Below are 19,498 nucleotides of genomic sequence, written 5' to 3'. Positions count from 1 at the left end.
AGTTCAGGCCCGTCAATGGTCACGACAAATTCGCCGGGCTTGGGATCCTTGATCTCAAATTCCCCATCCTTGAAGAGTCATCCCTGGATTTGATTGTCCTGCGAGTAAAACAAAATCCGCCCTTCCGCCAGCGGCTTCCCGTCGACCTGGATCTTCCCAGACAGCTCACACCGAGGCACCTCCTTCGACGGCTCTTGCGCCTGAGAAACAACTACCCCAAACATCAGCAAAACAAAAACCAAACCCACCTTAGTCATCTGCCTGGCTCCTTAAAAAAAGATCAACGAATACGCACCGTGTCAGCAGTGCGGATTATAAGGGACGTGCTGGACATCTCCTAAGGTTTTGCTGACGGATGGCTAAGTGTAGATAAGTTAAGAGAGATGCCTATTAGGTTGCCCTTTGAATTAACTGCACCATCCAAAACATTTCCCTTGACCACCCCCAGTACACTGTACTACAACTGTGTACTCTCGGCCGTCAACAAGGGACATCTTACTTATGTACATTCGCATAGAACGGGGGGCGGCTACGCCGATTTCTCGGCAGATTGCTGAGCAGGTTCGGGCTCAGTGTTTGGCGGGGTTGTTGCGGCCGGGGGATTGTTTGCCTTCGGTCCGGCAGTTGGCTAGTGAGTTGGTGGTGAACGTCAACACCGTGGTGCGCGTGTACGAGAAGCTGGCCGCAGAGGGCTTACTGGAGATGCGGCATGGGGAGGGGACGTTTGTCTTGCCTCAAACGACAACGCGCCAGCAAGCCGCCGAACTGAAGCAGCAACGGCAGCAATTCTTGCGTGAATTTCAAGCGATCGTCCGTCGCGGGCTACTGCTTGGGCTAACCGCGAACGACCTGCGGCGCGAGCTAACCGCCGCTTCGACAGAAGTCAAAAATCATATTGCCATGGCAAAGGATGAGGAGACCAAGGGATGAGTGAGCCTGCGATCGAACTCGATAAACTGGCCAAATCGTTTGGGGCCAACCAGGTGCTACACGATGTCTCGCTGAGCATCCCGCCGGGGCAAACGTTCGCCTTGCTCGGACGCAACGGGGCAGGCAAGACCACCACCATTCGTATTCTGCTGGGGTTGATTGCGGCCAGCAGCGGCCAGGCCTGGGTGAAAGGGATCGACCCGGCCAAGCACCCGCTGCATGTACGTGGCCAGGTGGGTTACCTGGGGGAAGATCAGACGATGTACCCTTGGATGACACCGGTCGAGCTGTGCCGGTTTCTGTCGGCCTTTTATCCGACCTGGGACGCTGCTTGGGCCAACGAACTGCTGAGCCGCTTCGAGATCCCGCCGCATGCCCGTATCGGTCGGCTTTCCAAAGGGCAGGGGGTGAAGCTGGGGCTGATCGCGGCCTTGGCCCATCGCCCGTCGGTTGTGATTTTGGACGACCCCGCCATGGGGCTCGATCCGGTCGCGCGGAAGGAATTCAACCGCCACCTGGTCGAACATCTTCAGGCCGAAGGGACGACGGTGTTGTACAGTTCGCACTTGCTGGATGAAGTGGAAGCGGTGGCCGACAGCGTGGCGATACTCGATCAAGGCCGCATCGTTCGCACCGCCGCTACCGACGCCCTGCGCGACGATGTGAAACAGCTTGTTCTGCCATGGGATGCCTTGGCGAAAGCGCCGCAGCCAGCTTGCCTGCTCGACCTGCGACGGCATGAAGATCGCGCGGTGCTGGTGATCGATCAGGCCGAGCATTACCTGGCTCAGCTTGCCGCGGTGCAAATCGAACCCCAAGTGATTGACCTGCGATTGGACGACATTTTCGAGGCGTTTGTGATTGGCCGGACGGAAGGCTGGCCAGAGCAACCTCGTGCGGCAGAAGCCGTTTCGGTTTAACGAACGCTGTATTCTCAGGAGAATTGCCATGGGTAGTTTGTTGTGGAAGCAGTGGCGCGAGAACCGAGGCTATTTGCTCTTGTTCAGCGCGTGGATGGTGCTGGGGGCTGTTTACTGTGTGGGGTATGAAGTCGCCTATCAATTTCGCGCGGCGGTGGGTGGTTTCAGCAGTGTGACGCTCCTTTATGCGATGTGCGCGGCGCTGTTCCTGGCGATGCGAACCGCCCAAGGAGAGCAAACGGATGGAACGCTGGTGTTCAGCGCTTCGCTGCCGGTTTCGTTGCGGCGGATTGCCGGAACTCGCCTGGCCAGCGCGGCAGCGACGTTGGCCATCCCGATATTGCTCGGGGGTGCGATCATCGCGTTGGCCTTAATCAGCGGGCTGATCGAACAAGCATCGCCGCGACCGTTTCCCTATCTCGAGCGTTTGCCCCAGCGAGAAACGGGCACGCTGCTGACCTCGCTGGAACAACTGGCCAGCGTGACGGCGATTGCTGTGCTGGGTGGCATTCAACTGCTGCTGATCATCAGCGTGATCGGCTGTTGGCTGCGAAGCCAGGCCCAGGCTGGTTTTATGGGCGTGTTGGTAACGGTTGCGTTCTTTATCTTCGAGGGAATTATGTGGTATGGGCCGCAGCGACCGGCCATCGCGCAGCTGGTTTACGGAGCGTTCGTTCCGCAATCGCTGGTCGTGCAGTGGGGCTATGCCGAGGAAATCGGTAGCTACACCGATCACGAGTTGGCGTTGTACCGCTGGCCGTCGCTCGGCTTGGCCGTGGGTGTTCAGTTGCTGCTTGGTATCCTCTTTACCACGCAGTACGGGCGACTACGCGAACCGGCCACCGAGAAGGGACCAGGCCGCTGGCGATGGTGGTTGCCGGCGGTATGGTCGTACGTGCCGATACGTTTACCCAGTCGATTATTGGCGATGATCTGGCTGGAACTACGTCAGGCATTCCCACTGGTGATTTACGGCTTCCTGTTGTGCTTGTTGGTTACCGGGGTCACCGTGTCTATGGAAGACTTAGATACGGCACCCTTCGGTGATTCGTTCCGCAGTCAGTTTCCCCACACCGTGTTTTTTATGGGGATGATCTGGTCGATTGTGGTGGCGGCGGGGATTTACTCAAGCGACTTAGGGGAAGGATTGGGCACGTTTTGGCGATCGCGTCCGATCTCGCCTGGCATGTGGTTCTGGACGAAATATGTCGTGGGGTTGGTGATGGTCCTCATGGTGCTCGATGGGGGCGCGATATTGGTGGCCGGGAATGCACCACATAAAGGGCCAACGGAAGGAATGAGCTGGGCGTTTGTGGCCTGTTTCCCGATTCTACATGCGTGGCTGTACACGCTGGCGGTGCTAGGGACGTGCTGGACACGCAAACCGGTGATCGGCGGCTTCCTGGCAATTGCTGCCGACGTGCTGCTCACGATAATCGTCACGGCCTTTCCCGCCACGAACTGGATGGAACCGGTGAACGTTTACAATCACCTGCACATGGCCGAACTGGCAGGCGAGGGGAACCTATTGGCACACGGCTACCCAGTGGTGTTCGGCACGCTGGTCGTTTCGATTTGCCTGGTGGCCTGGCTGGCCTCGTACCTGGCCCGCCCCTTGCAGCGAGAACGAGGCTGGCTGCGATTGGCGACGTGAAAAAGGTTGCGGCCTACTTTAGCGGCTCGATGACTAGCATCCTTATTTTCCGCTTTTCCTTTACGAACTCTAACCCGGTTTGGGAAGAAATGGTGGCCAGAACTAAGTTCGGGTCGTGGGCCATTTGCAGTTCGGCAGGCGTTGCCGGACTGGGGGCGTGAAGTTGCCACGAGATGTTGCTTTTTGGCAAGTCGGTCGCCTCGATGACAATCGGTTCCTTAATCCAGCGGCCCAACCATTGATTGAATTTTTGGAAGGTGCCACTACCTCCACCTGCTCCACTGTTAGGGTAAGGGAGTGCCCCGAAGATTTGCAGCTTATCGTAGCGCGAGGCGTCTTTCTCCGGCGTAAATTCCGGCAACGGTTTGAACTGGTATTTGCCCTTCATGACATAGACGTCGCGCTCGATATCGGCAAAACGCATTCTTATGTTCAGCTGTAATTGATCGTTCAGAATCGTTTCCAGCTCGGACAAAAGCCCTGCTCCTTTTGCCTCAGGCCGTATCACCCAGTCGCCGCTGAGTTGCGTTTGTAGGAAATCTTTGGGAGCTTCCACGTTCTGTGGATAAAGATCCAAGGTGTCTTCCAGCAGGGTTCCTAGCGACTGCCCGCCAAACCACAGGCCCCAATTCTCAAGCTTGTTGTCGCTCCAATGGAAGGTCATCAAATCGGGCCCCTTGGGAATCAACTCATACTGTCGGGGGTAACGTGTGCGGTACCATTCGTGCCGAACCTGGGGAAACGGTGGCGCGATTCGCTTCAGGTTCTCGTCGGGCGAAAGCCGATAGCCTGCTTCGATCATGGCTGCCAAATAAGGTGCGGCTTCTTGTTTGATCTTACGCTGCCGCTCGGCGAACGAGAGTTTCGGTTCGTCTGCCTGCTTCTCTTCTGCCGCCGGGGCGTCCATCTTGTCGTCGGGTGCTTTCAAGACAACCGTGGCGTCTTGCTTGCGCAGCTGCTCAAGCGTCGGCATATCGGTGGTCTTTGGGTTCGCCATCATATCGAAGGTCTGGAAATCAGGATGCGTTACCCGTAGCCGCAGTGGATTGCGTTTAGGGGATGGCTCAGCCGCAGGCTTGCCATCCGCCGTATTACGTCGCGCTTCGGTTGTCGTCAGCTCGCGATCGGACGGAATGTTGTTAGCGGTCCAGCGGCCTTGGGAATTGGTTAAAATGGCCGAAGCTTCTGCGGCCAGCCAGTTTGCCGCCACCGGTCGCTGGCCGGGTTCGCCGGAACGAACCGGCAGGCCAGCGGTGCCGTTTTGAATTTCAATTTTCGCCCCAGCAATCGGCTTTCCGTTGGCATCGAGCACGCGACCACCAATGGTGGTTGCTGCGGTGAGTTGGAAGCGGAATTCGGCAGGCAACTTGTCGCCATCGGCTTGCAGTTCCCGCGACCACATTGCGTGCAGCGGAACATACTCTGGCTGCGAGACCCACAACCGCAGATCGCGCGATTCGCCTGGCCAGGTAATCACCACTTTCCCGCCGCCATCGGTATAGTATTCGTGGTTCTTGATCGTCGGCTTGTCACTTCCAGCCAACTGATAGACCTGGTTCTGAAACACTCTTGCACCAGCAAGTGGGTGCCCCTGGGCGTCGGTGACAAGCACCGTCATTTGGCTCTTCTCAGCCGTTTTTGGCTGGGTGGCTGGCGGGTCGTCTTTCTTGGCGGCATCGTTCAGCTCGTGAAAGGTACTGGCCACATCAAACAGCGAGCCATGCGCGGCGACGCGTCCTGCCGAGTCGAGGACGACGCAGTAGGGGTACATCTTCACCGGGTAGCCGCCGACCAGTCCTTCCTTGTTTTCCGCCGAAAGAAACGTGGGGTAGGTGTGCTGGCCTGCTTCGATCGCGGCAGCGACTTCATCTTCCGGCGTGCCCGCTGGGTGAATGCCAATTACCTGGCCTTTTTTCGCGATCCGATTGAGGAGTTCGTAATCGTTTTTGCACGGACCACACCAGGCCGCCCAGAAGTGAATCAGCGTCGGCTTGCCACTTAGCTGCGGCTTTTCCCCCAGCCACTTGCCATCCGTTAAGGGAGGCGCGGCCTGACCGACCAGCTTTTGCAGCGGGGCTTTCAGCTTATCGAGTAGCTGCTGGTTTTCCTGCAGTTCCAACTGCTTTTGTTGCACCAGGTGATCGATCTCGGCTTGGGCAATCTCTTCCCGCCATTTGTACTCGACCACGGCACCAGCAACCCGCTGGTCCTGTACGAAGTCCCCTTCCTGCGGCCTCAGTTCTTCGATCCGCTGCGTGAGGTCAACGTCGGTGCTACATTTCTTCACGCGGCTTTCAGCGCGGAAATAGCGGAACTTATTCTGGTCGTTTTGGCTGTAAAGCCAAGCCGTTCGGTCTTCGACAAACGGAACCCACACGCCAGAAGTAATTTCACGATAATCGCGGAAGAGAACGTACTTCGACGGGCGGGCCATTTCGTCGAATCGCGATTCGTAGAAGGCATTGCCGAGTTCGGCTTGGTGGAAGGGGGGCAGCTTGTCGTAGTATTGCTTAGACCAGTCGCGATATTCTTTGTCGGAAGTGAATGTTTGGCCCGCGATTTTCTTAACGGTCGGGTGCTGATAGAATCCGCTGTCTATTCGTCCCATGTACTTGTAATGGAGCACGGCCCGGATCAAGCCTGTTTCTCGTCCGATCCATAACCGTTCGGCCCGACCTTTGGATTCTACAATGTCGCACAGTTCCCCTTCTATCTCTTCCTTACCGAGATGGCGATAACGGACCATCGAAGGTGGCACGGTGTTGTGGCTTACACCATGATGGTCGTTGTCTCCCCACCAAAATTTACGTGGGGTTGCGATGATAAACTGAAAAGTGAGCGGAGTCGAAGTTTCCCAGAACGCCTGAAAATCTGGCCGTCGATAAAACCATGGCGTCTGCTCGGCGCGATATTCCTTGCACCATGCCTCGGTCAAGTTTCCGAACATCAACTGATGATAGTCCGCCGGGCTACCGTCGTCATTTTTCGTACCGGGTGAGTGCGATTCAAAGAGTGCTTGCTTACGATCCCAGGCAAAGATGTCATGATTGTCGATCCATTTTTCTTTCGGTACCGGTTCGGTCATCGCCTTTCGCAGATTTTCGAGTGAATAACGGTCGACCTCGGTCATGGTCGAAACATCACCGTTGCGGTAATCGACTTCGCAGTAAAAGCGAGGCAAACGATCGATCGCCCGCGCCTTGGCATGCGCCGCCACGGCCAGCTTGGTCGCTTCTTCATCGCTCATCGCTGCGGCTACGTTTTCTTCGTCGGCGGCGGCCTGGCTGGCTTCGAGCGCGAAGAGACTGGCCAGACCAATCGCGACTAGCAGCAGGAGCATCGCGCCGGCGGCTTGCGGAGAGCGTGCCGGTTGGCCAGACAGGCGACGGATTCGCTGGAGGAGCGAACCTCCATTGGCCGCGACTGCCAGAGGTGTATTGCTGCGAAACGTTTCTACCGCCAGCAGGGCCTGCGAGTAGGGCAGCGGGCCATGGCAAAGCTGGGCGGCCATCGCATCGCAGCAGCATTCTCGCTCTTTGCGAATCTGGGCCGAGGCCCACCACACGGCGGGATGAAAGAACAGCACCGTTTCGGCCAGGTTCTGCAGCAAGTTCACCGCGTAGTCGTACCGACGAATGTGGGCCAGCTCGTGCGCCAAGATCGCCTCCAATTGGCCAGGCGTTAGCCCGGCAACCATTTCAGTCGGAACCAGAATGACCGGTCGCAGCCAACCCAAGACCATCGGCACGGCAATCGTCGCCGTATGCACCAGGCTCACCTCTGCGTGTACCTGCAAGCGATGACGTAGGCGTGCCAACGGGTCGAGCCAGCGTCCTTCGGCAATGGGCAGCCCTTGACCACGCAGCCGCTGCACAGCAACCCAGTTCACGCCTAGCCGCAACGTCAACAACGCGACGCCAGCCAACCATAGCAGCACCAACCAATCGAGCCACGGCGTTAGCGCTGTCGATAGCTGCTGGTACCAGGTCGATTGTGCGGCAATTGCAGGCGTCAGGGGCACCGCTTCGCTCGGTGCTGGCGGCTCGGAAGTTGGTTTGGTCAACACTGAGGCCGACTCGAATGCGTGATTGGCTGGCGGCACCGGCTCGGCGGATGGTTCAGAGGCTTCCAGCAGCTTCGTCTCTTCCACCGAGGCAACCACCGCCGGTTGGGCAACCTCCCAGGCAAACGTCAGCAGCACCAGCGCCGCCATGCCAGCCAGGGCGGTGCAAGCCGCAGTGTAGCGAACCTGGGGTCGAGCAAACGGCAGGCACTGTAGCGCGATGAACAGCAACAACCCCAGCACGGCACCTTGCCAGAGAAAATGAAGCAGCGTCCAGCCACAGGCATCGAGAAGCGTATCGACGTTCATTTCTGCGAGTCCTTATGCCCTTTGGTTTCCAGGTCGTCTAACAGCTCACGAATCGCGGCGAGATCTTCCGCCGAAGCGGCTTCGTCCGAGAGGGCCTGCATCACCAGGCGAGCAGGCGATCCGGCAAACACACGGCGGACAAAGTCACGCAGCAATTGCCGCTGGGTTTGCTCGGCGGCGATGGCAGCCGAGTACACATGCGACCGCTGCGACTCGTCCCGAGCAACCAGCCCTTTGTCGAACATCTTCTGCAAGATCTTCAGCGTCGTCGTATATCCGGTCGCGGAATCAGGCAGCGCATCGTGAACTTCACGCACGGTACTCGGCCCGCGCTGCCACAATACGCTAAGCAAAGCGAGCTCGGCTTCGGTCGGTTTGGGAAGTTTCTTTTTCATGCCCGGCATCTTATACGACGTTTGTCGTAGATGTCAACGACATTTGTCGTAGTTTGTGAGCCTGTGCGCTTCGTTGCAGAAAGAGAATTCACCTCAGAGAGCCCTAAGAGGGAAATCGGCAGAGTGAAGTACCACCGATTTCATCAGGAGCAAGGCGAAGAGAGTGCCGTTATAATGCCCTGATTTGCTGTCGAATACCTTGCCAGCGAGTCTGCCCCAGGCAGAAATGACCGGGGGCGTATTGGGTGGTTTGCGGTGTGGCTTAACCAGCGTTTGCGGTGATTAGCTTATTCTCATCTGCTTCGATGGCAAGTGTTTCTCGATAGTCTGGTGCTGGTGGGTGCAATACAAAGGTGATGAGCCCATGGTACTGTTGTACAGCGTCGATGATTTCTTCTAACTCGACCCGGAAGTATTCTTTGCGATAATTTACTCGGTTGACTCGGCGTTGGTTAAAGTGCTCGTGCAATTGTCTTTCCAGGGCAGGTGCATCTTCCGAGTAGATCATTGCGTGGATATCGAACAAGAAGGGAACCGAAGCATCGCCCAGTTCTTTGACTCGTTCGTCCGGAACCAAACGTCTGGTCATCCCAATCTTATAAACATGGGGGCCGAAGCTGCCAATATTCGAGAGCACATACACGTGCCCACTTTTGGTTAATTGGGCGCGGGCGATCGCCTTGGCTTTGCGATCGAGTGCTTCTTGGAGTTCTGTTTCCAGCTTAGCCACAAGCATCGCTAATTTTTCGTTATGCTTGCCATGTTCATCCGCTAATTGTTGTCGTGCTTCTTCCAATGCTCTGGCTTTGACTTTTTCCTCTTGCTCGGCGGTCTTTCGTGCTTTTTCGATTTCTCGTTCTGCTTTGGCTTCTTCTGCCATCTGTTCCCGAATTTCCCGTTGAACTTGCTTTTCTTCCTCTTTCTTAAGTTCTAGTTCATGGGCAAGACGTAGCTCAGCGATTCGTACATCTAGGTAGCCAGGCTGAATTTCAATTTGATTTGATTGCCCTAGTTTGTTGATTTGGTCGAATGCACGCGTAATGCGTTTTTCAATCGTCGCGTAATTGCCATACTTGACTTTGGCAACTGCAGCATCGCATTCTCCGTTAAATGCTCGCAACAGTAATTTGACCGTTTGCTTCATCATTTTTCGCCCTTCGGCCTCGCTACCGCTGACGGTCCACTGCGTACGACAAATAATTGCCGTCATGGACGCTGCCGAGGACTCTGGCGGGATAAGTTCAAGAGCGAGTTTCGCCATTTCTTTTTGCTTGGCGACCACGGTATCCATGTGAGACTTATAAGCGGCGGAGGTATCATAATTGTAGTGCCGCTTGTGCATGCCGATTTCGTCTAACGCAAAATCCTCTTCGCTCTCACCTAATTGGCACTTTAATTGCTCGATGCGTGCTGCAATGGCTGCAGCATCCGAGGCTCCCTTCAATACGCCCTTGTGATTATTCAGCTGTGTTTCAATCAGTTGCAGTTCTTGGTTGAGCAGTCGCTTACGATTGCCAAGTTCGGCCTCGATACCTTCAAGACGTTCCTTCGCTTCTGCGGTTGATTTACAGATGCCAAGCATCTCGACAAATTTGGCATAAGCTTTTTTAAACTGATGGATCTGCTGCTTATACTGTGTGATCGATTTGGAAAGCTCGTCGGACTCCTGCTGGCACTTGGCCACATGCTGCTCGGCGTCCTCTATCTGTGAATACCGGGCAAGCTTTAACTTGTCTTGAAAAAGGATAAATCCTAGGCCGGAAGCAACTACCGTCAAAATAATACAAAGAACGCCTAGAACCAAAGACAACATCAGATACCGCCCTACAGACACACGCAACCATTGCAGAAACCCGCTCCCATAGCAGATCGTTTATCTAAAATAATCTCCTGCTTGGGGGGATGCAACAGCCGCTTAAAGTGGTGTGCCGCCAATGCCCACAGGGTAGCGTGATACCATCACGCTGCCATGTGGCGTTATCGTGCGGGCTTCCTTAGTTTTCTAAGGCTTCGATCTGCTCCTTCAGTTTTTCACGTGGGGCGTTTGGCAGGGTCATTAAGTATTTCAACGCGTCCACTTGGGTTCCTGGGATGGCTTTGTGAATTTGAGCGAGTTGCTTTTGGATTTCGGGCGGCGTTTTTTCTGGGTCGAGTGGTTCGATATTGGCCAGGGTTTGTTCGGCCTTGGGTTGGGCTCCTGCTGCGGCGAAGCAGACGGCTGCTTCTGCTTGGCGTAGTGCTTTCTGAGCGTTGTTTTGCTGGTAGTTTGCCAACCCCAGCAGGTATTCTCCGCGTAGCTCGAAGTCGGTGGCAAGTGCGGCGAGACTGGCGCTGCCAAAGAAATAGATGCGAGCCTGATCGCTACTATCAGGCTTCGACTTGGCTAGGGCCAGGGCTGTTTGGGCAGCCGCTTCCTGGTAGCGACCGGCGAAGAATAGCTCTTGCGCTGCCATGCCGGGAATCCAAGCTTCCCGTGGTGTGTCGGCTTCTCCTGAAGATGCCTGATACAGTTCGGGAAACAACGCCATCCCTTCGTCGATGCGGTTCAACCGGAACAACTGCTTGATCTGAAAGTCGAGCCCCAAGTAGCGTTCGCGTTGACCAGCCCAAGGGGCGTTTGTGACTTTCTGCGCCCAGGTCAGGGACTCTTCGTGGCGGCCAGCATGGGAAAGCATCGCGCTGTATTGAAGGTAGACCGACTTCTTTATCTCGTCGTTCTCTTCCGCTTCGGTCAGCATCGTTTCGAGAACTTTGATTTGTTCTGCAGGAGAGACACCACTGCGAAACATCTGTTCGATCTTCTGCTGAACGAGGTCAGCGGCCATCTGTTTTTCGATAGCCGATTGGCGAAGCAGCAGCGTCTTGTGCAGTTCCGGATCGGATTGTTCCGACTTGACGAGGGCCTGTTGCAGGAGGCCGTTCCAATGCGCCCCCAGGACCGAGTTGGGAACATGATCGAGGAAAGCAGCAAGTTGCTGCGGGTCGTCGACGGCGTCGACGCCTCCCTTGTGGGTGATCGCGGCGAGGACCTCTCCGGCGGCATTCATTTGCTGGATGTCGGCTAACAATTTTGGTTTGTCGCCGTTAAAGCCGATGATTTGTCCGAAGATCTTTCCTTCCAGATCAATCGCCAGCAGCGTGGGGAAAGCATGCACGTCGTACTTCTCGCTGAGCGCTTCGTTCTGCTGAGCCAGCGCATCTTCCAGCTCGAAGCCGGTTGGGAAATCGAGCATTACCGGGATAAACGATTGCTCGATTGCGTTGACAAATTGTTCGTCATGCAGCGCAGCCGCTTCCAGCCGTTTACAAACCACGCACCAGTCGGAACCGGTGAAGAACAAGAACAGCGATTTGCCTTCCTTTTTGGCTTCTGCTTTCGCGGCAGCAAAATTGGTTCGCCAGGCGATCGAGGTAGACTCTTCGGCGCGGGAAACATGCGCGAGCAGTAGGGTTGCCAAAAAACCAAGGGCAACTAGTGTCTTGCGGAAGTAAGGAAGCATTAAGCGCTCAATCGAAAGGGGGAAGAAAGGAAGTTGCCGCACGCCGTCCCCAATGGCGGCGTGCGGCAAGACAATCGTGCGGCTAACGTGACCTGGCATGTTACCGCTTGGGTAATTGCGACTTGGTCAAGGCAAAGTCATAGACCTGCGAGCCTGCCTCGACCTGGCGCGAAGCCATATCCGAGGGGAGCCGGACGCCAGAGCCATCGCCTAGCATCGGGCCCATCTTCGGCTTAAGCGTCTCTTTGGCGTAGTACGACGAATCGGGCATCAAGTCGATCTTGATTTCGTGTTCCCCCAATTCCGCGCCTTGAAACTTGCTGGTGTGGTACACCGTATAGTAGCCGTTGGAATCGGTCAGGCCAAAGGAGGGACGCCCACCTTCCTTGGGACGAAACGAGATCGTAGCTTTATCGAGCGGTTCTCCGTCGACCGTAATGACACCGCTGACGTAACCAAGATTCACCGGCGGCTGGGAACATCCGGCTGCGATCGGCAAGATGCCCAATGCGAGGATCGCAAGTCCATTTTGAAATCGGAGTAAGGAGGGCATGGTACTTATTTCCATAGATGAAGCTGACCGAGGGATTGAAAACGAGAAACCGAGGCGAGCTAGGTTTAGAAATCCCGCATTACCTGACCATCGTTGACCGCCACGAGTTGCTCGTAGGTGCTGTTGACGAAATTCAGATCACCGGTGGTCAAGTCGATTGTTTCCGGGATGAAACGAACCGAACCATCGCACAGGGTCATCATGACGCCGCCAGGATGATTGCTGCTTACGCCTCCGTATTGGCCATAAATGGGATCGTTGACACCGTAACTGGCCCCAAACACGACTTGTGTCATTTCGTTTCTCAGGCCGTAGGAACTGGAAGAGACATTGTTCCCAAACAGGGTGCCGGCATTGGTCGGAATCAATGTAGCACTGGACGCCGGATGGCTGATGGTCCAATTCCGTTCGCTGAGCAAAGCCGAATTCGAAAGACCATCGGTAATTTCAGCCGTGCGGTTCGCGCCGTGCGAAGGCATCGCCCCGTTGGCATACAATCCATAGTTAAAGACACCGTTGGGCCAGTCGACGTTCGTGGCGACATCACCCCGGAAAAGGCTCGAGTCGAAAGAACAATTCGCCGCGATGTAGTTAGAAACGGAGGTCTCTGTTTCCTTACCGCTCCGGCTCTTGAGCGTCCGATTCACGTTGGTGTCTGGCGCGGTATCCGAGGGGCAGCGAAACTGAGCGTAGCGCTGCTGCATAACGGTTAGGGCCGTCGGATCGTCGAGTTGATCGGCCAGGCGTTTGCGTCCTGGCTGCAGGGAATCGTAAACATTGCCCATTTCAATGAATGGAAGCAAGGTTGTGCCCCACGACCATTGCGATGTCCCGCCCCCGGGGAATGGGGCCGACTGATAGTTGCCACGCGTGATACCACACTCTTGATCGATCGAGGCGTTGGGAAACACGCCATAGGTATCGTGGTAATTATGAACGGCCAGGCCAAGCTGTTTCATGTTGTTGCTGCAGCTCATCCGCCGCGCGGCCTCGCGTGCTTGCTGCACCGCCGGCAAAAGCAAGGCAACCAACACCCCAATGATCGCAATCACGACCAGCAGTTCGACTAAGGTGAAACCGGTTCTTTTGTCTGTCATCGTGCCCTCAGAGAAATTAGGAAGGAGGATATCGTGTTAGGGTCGACTAGGCCGTCAGCCAGTAGTCGCCGCTGACGCTTGTGCCGTAACGCAAAGTCCATTCCAGCAGCGATGAGGCGTTCAGACAGTTGCGGAACTCCGCAGAACTTCTTAAGTGATTGACAGACAATAGATTGGCGCGTTAATTGCTTGTAGAAAGGAACGTTATGTCCAAGGAAAAGTCCTGTTTTCCGGTAATTTCGGGTCAACTGATCGATTCAAATAGGTAGATTCGGCGCATGAGTTCCTCTATCGAGGTAATCAATTTTCCTATAATTTCTGCTTTAAGATTAAGCACAGTTAGTGGAGGTTGACTTCATCGTAAGCAAGAGCACTCCTGCTGCCGATCTTCTGGCCATTCCCGGGCACCCTTCTGGTGGTAAACAACACCACCTACGATTTAACAATGTCTGACCACGCCAAAACCATTGCCAATTCGATGCCGGTCTCGGCGTCCCCAAGATGGTCGAGCTTCGCCGAGTGGACCGACACCGCCGATGCGCAGCGGAACATGACCGATCACGAAATTCGTGACTGTCAAAAATTCCGAGTCACGCGGGCCCGCTTCACTCAGGCATTTACCGATCCTCCCATGTCGGACTACTACATCTCGTTGGTGGTCAACAGCCGCAGCCGCGAGTCGCTCGATCTCGATTTCGGGCATGGTCGCTTTCGCCGTCCCAATCGGATTGGCGAGATTGTCGTGGCACCGCCGAATTCAGAAAACCGTTGCAACGGCAGAGGCCCCTTTGAATCGCTGATCGTGTCCTTTTCCGACGACGTCTTCCGACACCAGACCAACGATATTTTGGAAGGGAGTTCCGTCTGCTTGGATGATCTGCATCAGCAATCTTTTCAAGACGCACGTATTCAGCTGATGATCAAACAGCTGTGGGCGATCACCTCCACTGATGTGCTTGGCAAGGAACTGCTTCTCGAAGGAATGTTTCTGGGGGTCGTTGGCCAGATGCTTGCCCTTTCGCAAAGCTCATCCACCAAGCTGCGGCCCCGCCCCAGCGAGAAGCTGGCCTCGTTGCCAGGCGTGATCGACTACATGCACGCGAACTTGTCACGTAAGATCCAGCTCGATGAACTGGCAGCGGTCGCGCATGTCAGTCGCTCGCAATTTACCAGGGCGTTCCGCGCGTCGACAGGAAAGTCGCCGCACACGTTCCTGCTCGAACTACGGATCGAACAGGCTCAAAATCTGATTCGCCAACATGGCCCCGAACTGCCGCTGCAAGAGATTGCCGCAAGCTGTGGCTTTGTCGATCAATCTCACATGAGCAAACACTTCCGCCAAGTAACCGGCGTCTCACCGGCCGTGTTTCGCGATCGCTGCTAGTTACGAAAGACAATTGTAACCGGTCATTGGTTCATTGGCCGTTCGTGCAGGCGGTTGGTTTGGTAGGCTTCGATGAGACGTTCTAGCATTTCAATGCGATAACCGATCCGCTGGCCTCGTTCGGTATCGCGGGTTTGACGGGGAGGATCGAAGACACGGATGTTTTGCACTTGCGGGATAATATCGACTCCGTCGCGAATGGCCGCGTCGACCGATTCGAAGTGGCTGTGCTGAGCCAGCACGATGCGGCCTGGTTCCAGCACCAGCGTGTAGCCGTAATCGCCGTATGCTTCGGAAAACGCTCCGTCAATCGTGATCGCTTTGCCGCTTCGTTTCAACGGCGACTCGCCTGCTTCGACCTTTACCGGAACGTGGCCGTTGACAATCAAACCGCCATCCGGGTCCATGCCGAATTCGGCCAGCACCTTGTCGCAGAAATCAACTTCATGGATCAGCGAGAAGTAAGCGTCCTTCGATTCGTGATGCGAAGCTTTGTCGGCGATTAAGTCACGCTCGAGCGTGGCGATGCGGTCTTTGCCGAACAAAGGGGACCGAGGTCCGCTCCACAGGTACCACAAAAAGTCGACGTCCTCCGGTTCCGCCTCGATGACCGCGCGGCGGACCACCTTTTCGATTTCCTCGAACATCGCGCGTCCGGAGAGTGACTGGCCGTCGATTTCCAGCGGCAGGAAGTTGCCTTCGATATCGGTCGGGACGCAGCCATGGAAGATCAGGCATTCATCCCGGTTCAAATACATCGAGCCGTGCCCCACTAAAAATCGCATCTGTTCCCGCATTTTCTGGCTGTTGAGAAACGAGTGCTGCAGGGCGGCCAAGCAGGTCTTTTCTTCGGGCGACAGTTCGTAAGGGTTCTCCGGGTCGACGGTCGGAAAGTGGGTATCGAGCAGCGGGTAGACCTTGCCGTCGATTTCGATGGTGCCCTCGGCGTGGTTGATGCGGTGCATCAAGCGGCGGTGATCGAGATGCCACTGCGGGTTCCGCTCGATCAGCTTCCCTTCCAGCTTGAACTGCATGATGGCAATCGCCTTTTGCATGCGGGCCACCACTTCGCGCGGCCGCATGCCTTCCCCTTTGGGCATGAAACGCTGGGCGGGATCATCGGCGTAAACCGTGCGGGCCAGGTGTTCGAGCGGGGTAAGCGGAACGCTGTACCCTTCGTCGAGCTGGCCAATGCGGCGGTAGCGGAGCGAGATCCGCAGCACCGTGCAGATCGCTGCTTCGTGCCCGAGCGAGGCGGCCAGCCACAGGACGTCGTGATTGCCCCAAATGAACTCGACGTTCGGCTGCAAACGGAGGTAGTCCATCACGCGGTCACCGCGCGGCCCGCGATCCCATAGGTCGCCTGCGATGATCAGTTCGTCGACGGCCAGGTTCCGGATAAGCCGCCCCAACAGATGGATCAGGTGCAATGCTTTATCGCGGCGGACGAGTTCGTCTAAGATGGCGCCGATGAATGCCGGGCCTCGTTCGGTGGAAGGGGCGTGCATCATTTCCAGCAGCAGCTCGCGATACTCGGCCGGAAAGACATTCGTGGCCAGACGTAAGCTGAAGTTGGAAACGAGGAACCGCAACAGTTCCAACTGCGGCATCAACATCCGCTCGGCGTAGGCCCGTATTGCTGCTGGTTCGGTGACCGTTTCCCCCACGCGCTGGGTGACTTCGGCCGGGTAAAAGATCAACGTCAGGAACTCTTCCTGCTCGGTCGGCGACATGGTTTCGGCGAACATCTCTTCGACCAATGGCCGCAGCGTGCCAGAGGCGTTGTTGATGACGTGCTGCAGCTTTTTATCTTCGCCATGGATGTCGCTGATGACGTGGACCACACCTTTGGGTAACGTTTGCACCGCTGCCAGCCGCGCCGATTCGGCGATGGCCGCATCGATGTTGGGAAACTGCAGCGCCAGCAGTTCAATTAAGGAAAGATCGGCTTCGGCCCGCTTGAACGAATGCGACGTGGTTTGCACAGGAATACTTTGGCTTGCTGGAATTCTAGGGGTTTGCCGACGACTTTGTGGGGGACGTTTCCGCGACCCACTAGGTCGGTTAGAAGGAGTTTCACGCGAAACGATGCGAGCAGTTTACGAAGATTCGCTCTGCGGTACAAACCGGCTTCGTTCAGGAAAGGATGGGGATGCGGCTACGGTACGAAGCGATTACGGATTGCTCGTCAGCAAAGACGAACCGACCGGGGTAAAGCCAGCAAGTTTTAACGCTCGGGTGGCGGCCGGATGCTGCATGAAGAGGTTCCAGACGTCGCCGGTTAAGAGGTTCTCGGCCATCAGCAGCGAAATACCGGTATCGATCCCGATCACATCCCGATCGACCCAGCCGGTGCTGGGATTGAAGGCGTTGACAAAACCATACCGTCCGTAAATTTGCTTGCCGAAATTGGCCTTCTGATAGTTCAGCGTCCGCAGGGCGGTTTCCGGAACGGCGGCCAGCCCGCCAGCGGCCGCGCTGGGCACCACCGTACCGTCGATGCCTCGGTCTGGCTCAACTCGCCCAGGACGGTAAGGTCCGCCCCAATCGCGATAGCCCTGGGCACTGTCACTGCTGGTCAGGCCCCACAAGTCAGGGCCGTAGTGGCCAAACTGCTCGGGATACTTCTGGGCCAGCTCGATCTGAAAGGCAAGCTGGGCATGGTGCGCGGCGATGGTGTTCTCCCAGTAGTTCCGCCCTTGTGGCGAGACATATTGCTGAAAGTTGAAGAACGCGCCCGGGTATTGGTGGACGAACAACGGGGGATAGCTGAGGTAGTGGTAACCTCGGTAGTTCAACATCGGTTCGCGCCGCCAGGCTTTCCACGAGGAAGCAGGAATCGGGTTGCTCGGCGCGCCGATGGCCAGCAGCGTGAGTATCAAATGTTCGCTGAATTGATCCCATTGATACGGCAGCACGCCTTGCTCGGGGCGGTACCCCATGTGCAGGCAGCCGCTGTCGGCCAGCATCCAATTCCAATCGATCCGCTCGTAGAGTTGATCGGCCAGCGAAGTGATTTCAGAATCGTCTGAAAACGCCACCGAAGCGGTCATCGCCCCTGCCAGCAGCAAAGCCGTATCGATCGTCGAAGCTTCCGACTGCAGCGCGCGGGCACCGGAACGGGTATCGAAAAAGTGATAGAGAAAGCCTTTCTCGTGCGCGGCAACTTCCACCAACGACCGGAGCATTCGCTGGACGCGCTGTTGGATCTGTTCGCGCGGAATCCAATGGTACTTGGCCGCCACGGCGTGCGCGGCCAAGCCAAAACCACATGCCGCGCTACTGGCATACGCGCTATGGCCGGTTCCGTCAGCTGCGGCACGGTCTGCCACAAACTGGGTGGTCGGTTCGACGGCTTCCAGAAAGTAGCGGTAACAGCGCTGCTGCATATCACGGAGCAGGGCAATGTCTGCTTCATTTACGTCACTGGCAGACGGATCAGCCGAATAGGCAGATCGCGAGAGAAACCCATTCAACGCCCAAGGCAATGAGAGCCCACCCGCGAGGAAAGCACGACGCTTCATGCGCACACTCCTCTTAAAATGGAAGGAAAAGCTAAGGAGGGAAACGCTATTCCTGTCGCCCGGGGCGACAAGTCACACCGGGCGGCAGGAAACTAGCGGAGAAATGGCGTTGGTTCGTGTTATTCTAGATGCCACACGCTATCAAGTAAAGGTGAAATTCCTGCGGCTAACCTCCTTTTATGGTGAAAAGAATTCCCCGTATACCTCTATTGGGTTGCTTGCATCTATTTCGCCAGACCTGCCCATTTGGTGACTTCGGAGCCAAATAAACCACCTCCCAATCGTGCCTCCCAGGCAACATGCCAAGATGTTGCAGGCCATCACTAAACTGAACTTGCCCATTCATTCAAGGATTCGTCCAGCAGAAAGCAACCTGGCTGATGGGCTTGATCCATTTGGGCAGTCAAACGACGAAACACGGGCAGGATGCCCGGGGCACACAGATTTGATATCTGGCTTGCTCTTTATTCGTGGTTCATTACGGCTAACAATCGTAGAAGCCAATCGGGGATACCATTCGGCCGAACAAGGCACACTCCCACTCTGTGTGCCCCGGGCATCTTGCCCGGGATGATACGGCCTCCACTTCAAGGATGCCCACACTAAATTGAACTCGACGATGTATTCAAGGATTCGTCCAGCAGAGAGCAATCTGGCTGATGGGCTTGATCCATGGGGGCAGTCAAACGTCGAAACACGGGCAGGATGCCCGTGCCACACAGAAGGGGAATCGATTGATCAGGTTTGCTTTTTGCCTTTCATGGTTAATTGCAGCCCCCTGCCATTCTGCGGCTAAAACGTAGTCAAACCATGGTTAAACGAACCAAGCTCCCACTCTGTGTGCCCCGGGCATCTTGCCCGGGACGATACGGCCTCCACTTCAAGAATACCCACACCAAACTGAACTTGGCCATGCATTCAAGGATTCGTCCAGCAGAAAGCAACCTGACTGATGGGCTTGATCCATTTGGGCAGTCAAACGACGAAACACGGGCAGGATGCCCGGGGCACACAGATTTGATATCTGGCTTGCTCTTTATTCGTGGTTCATTACGGCAAACAATCGTAGAAACCAATCGGGGATACCATGCGGCCGAACAAGGCACACTCTCTCTGTGTGTGCCCCGGGCATCTTGCCCGGGATGATGCGGCCTCCACTTCAAGAATGC

The 19,498-nt window shown here is 56.0% G+C and carries 13 protein-coding genes; 4 read left to right on the top strand and 9 right to left on the bottom strand.

The genetic code is table 11. The features are described 5' to 3' along the window. Positions 1-77: 77 nt before the first annotated feature. Positions 78-257, bottom strand: coding sequence for a hypothetical protein (locus DTL42_RS13395; protein WP_114369241.1), 180 nt, complete (start codon positions 255-257; stop codon positions 78-80). A gap of 244 nt (positions 258-501) precedes the next feature. Between DTL42_RS13395 and DTL42_RS13390 the strand changes: the two genes are divergently transcribed. Genes DTL42_RS13390 through DTL42_RS13380 form a run of 3 tightly spaced genes read left to right on the top strand, consistent with a single transcriptional unit; the run spans position 502 to position 3,504 of the window. Then, positions 502-930 (top strand): GntR family transcriptional regulator, encoded by a 429-nt coding sequence (locus tag DTL42_RS13390; RefSeq protein WP_114369240.1) that lies wholly within the window; start codon positions 502-504, stop codon positions 928-930. Continuing rightward, positions 927-1,850: an ABC transporter ATP-binding protein gene (locus tag DTL42_RS13385; RefSeq protein WP_114369239.1), complete on the top strand. Its 924-nt coding sequence runs from the start codon at positions 927-929 to the stop codon at positions 1,848-1,850. Before DTL42_RS13390 ends, DTL42_RS13385 begins: the two co-directional genes overlap by 4 nt. Positions 1,851-1,878: 28 nt before the next feature. Next, complete coding sequence (locus DTL42_RS13380; protein ID WP_114369238.1) at positions 1,879-3,504, top strand: hypothetical protein; 1,626 nt, start codon at positions 1,879-1,881, stop codon at positions 3,502-3,504. A gap of 13 nt (positions 3,505-3,517) precedes the next feature. Here DTL42_RS13380 and DTL42_RS13375 read toward each other — a convergent pair whose 3' ends face one another. The 6 genes from DTL42_RS13375 to DTL42_RS13350 form a co-directional block, all read right to left on the bottom strand. Beyond that, positions 3,518-7,876 (bottom strand): M56 family metallopeptidase, encoded by a 4,359-nt coding sequence (locus DTL42_RS13375; RefSeq protein WP_114369237.1) that lies wholly within the window; start codon positions 7,874-7,876, stop codon positions 3,518-3,520. Next, positions 7,873-8,271, bottom strand: a complete 399-nt coding sequence (locus DTL42_RS13370; RefSeq protein ID WP_114369263.1) for a BlaI/MecI/CopY family transcriptional regulator — start codon at positions 8,269-8,271, stop codon at positions 7,873-7,875. The genes DTL42_RS13375 and DTL42_RS13370 overlap by 4 nt, the downstream gene beginning before the upstream one ends. Positions 8,272-8,533: 262 nt before the next feature. Beyond that, the gene (locus tag DTL42_RS13365) at positions 8,534-10,084 is read right to left on the bottom strand and encodes a DUF4041 domain-containing protein (RefSeq protein WP_114369236.1); all 1,551 of its coding nucleotides are present in this window, start codon (positions 10,082-10,084) and stop codon (positions 8,534-8,536) included. Positions 10,085-10,265: 181 nt separating this feature from the next. Beyond that, complete coding sequence (locus tag DTL42_RS13360; protein WP_114369235.1) at positions 10,266-11,870, bottom strand: thioredoxin family protein; 1,605 nt, start codon at positions 11,868-11,870, stop codon at positions 10,266-10,268. Position 11,871: 1 nt separating this feature from the next. Continuing rightward, a complete protein-coding gene (locus DTL42_RS13355; protein WP_114369234.1) occupies positions 11,872-12,324 on the bottom strand; it encodes a carboxypeptidase regulatory-like domain-containing protein in 453 nt (150 codons plus the stop codon). 65 nt (positions 12,325-12,389) lie between these two features. Further along, entirely contained in the window at positions 12,390-13,421 is a 1,032-nt protein-coding gene (locus tag DTL42_RS13350) for a DUF1559 domain-containing protein (RefSeq protein WP_114369262.1), read from the bottom strand. A gap of 445 nt (positions 13,422-13,866) precedes the next feature. Between DTL42_RS13350 and DTL42_RS13345 the strand changes: the two genes are divergently transcribed. After that, positions 13,867-14,805, top strand: a complete 939-nt coding sequence (locus DTL42_RS13345; protein WP_114369233.1) for a helix-turn-helix domain-containing protein — start codon at positions 13,867-13,869, stop codon at positions 14,803-14,805. A gap of 23 nt (positions 14,806-14,828) precedes the next feature. Here DTL42_RS13345 and DTL42_RS13340 read toward each other — a convergent pair whose 3' ends face one another. Both DTL42_RS13340 and DTL42_RS13335 read right to left on the bottom strand, forming a co-directional pair. After that, a complete protein-coding gene (locus DTL42_RS13340) occupies positions 14,829-16,790 on the bottom strand; it encodes a fructose-bisphosphatase class III (RefSeq protein ID WP_199590135.1) in 1,962 nt (653 codons plus the stop codon). Positions 16,791-16,979: 189 nt separating this feature from the next. After that, the gene (locus DTL42_RS13335) at positions 16,980-18,329 is read right to left on the bottom strand and encodes a glucoamylase family protein (RefSeq protein ID WP_114369231.1); all 1,350 of its coding nucleotides are present in this window, start codon (positions 18,327-18,329) and stop codon (positions 16,980-16,982) included. Positions 18,330-19,498 lie beyond the last annotated feature (1,169 nt).

This window comes from Bremerella cremea (genome assembly GCF_003335505.1).
Taxonomy (GTDB): Bacteria; Planctomycetota; Planctomycetia; order Pirellulales; family Pirellulaceae; genus Bremerella; species Bremerella cremea_A.
Note: the sequence above shows the minus strand (reverse complement) of the source record. Positions and strands in the feature narration are given on the sequence as shown.

Bases quoted from the DNA above. Each gene is read 5' to 3' on its own strand.
- DTL42_RS13395 (WP_114369241.1), bottom strand. From the start codon at position 257: ATGACTAAGGTGGGTTTGGTTTTTGTTTTGCTGATGTTTGGGGTAGTT.
- DTL42_RS13390 (WP_114369240.1), top strand. From the start codon at position 502: ATGTACATTCGCATAGAACGGGGGGCGGCTACGCCGATTTCTCGGCAG.
- DTL42_RS13385 (WP_114369239.1), top strand. From the start codon at position 927: ATGAGTGAGCCTGCGATCGAACTCGATAAACTGGCCAAATCGTTTGGG.
- DTL42_RS13380 (WP_114369238.1), top strand. From the start codon at position 1,879: ATGGGTAGTTTGTTGTGGAAGCAGTGGCGCGAGAACCGAGGCTATTTG.
- DTL42_RS13375 (WP_114369237.1), bottom strand. From the start codon at position 7,876: ATGAACGTCGATACGCTTCTCGATGCCTGTGGCTGGACGCTGCTTCAT.
- DTL42_RS13370 (WP_114369263.1), bottom strand. From the start codon at position 8,271: ATGAAAAAGAAACTTCCCAAACCGACCGAAGCCGAGCTCGCTTTGCTT.
- DTL42_RS13365 (WP_114369236.1), bottom strand. From the start codon at position 10,084: ATGTTGTCTTTGGTTCTAGGCGTTCTTTGTATTATTTTGACGGTAGTT.
- DTL42_RS13360 (WP_114369235.1), bottom strand. From the start codon at position 11,870: ATGCCAGGTCACGTTAGCCGCACGATTGTCTTGCCGCACGCCGCCATT.
- DTL42_RS13355 (WP_114369234.1), bottom strand. From the start codon at position 12,324: ATGCCCTCCTTACTCCGATTTCAAAATGGACTTGCGATCCTCGCATTG.
- DTL42_RS13350 (WP_114369262.1), bottom strand. From the start codon at position 13,421: ATGACAGACAAAAGAACCGGTTTCACCTTAGTCGAACTGCTGGTCGTG.
- DTL42_RS13345 (WP_114369233.1), top strand. From the start codon at position 13,867: ATGTCTGACCACGCCAAAACCATTGCCAATTCGATGCCGGTCTCGGCG.
- DTL42_RS13335 (WP_114369231.1), bottom strand. From the start codon at position 18,329: ATGAAGCGTCGTGCTTTCCTCGCGGGTGGGCTCTCATTGCCTTGGGCG.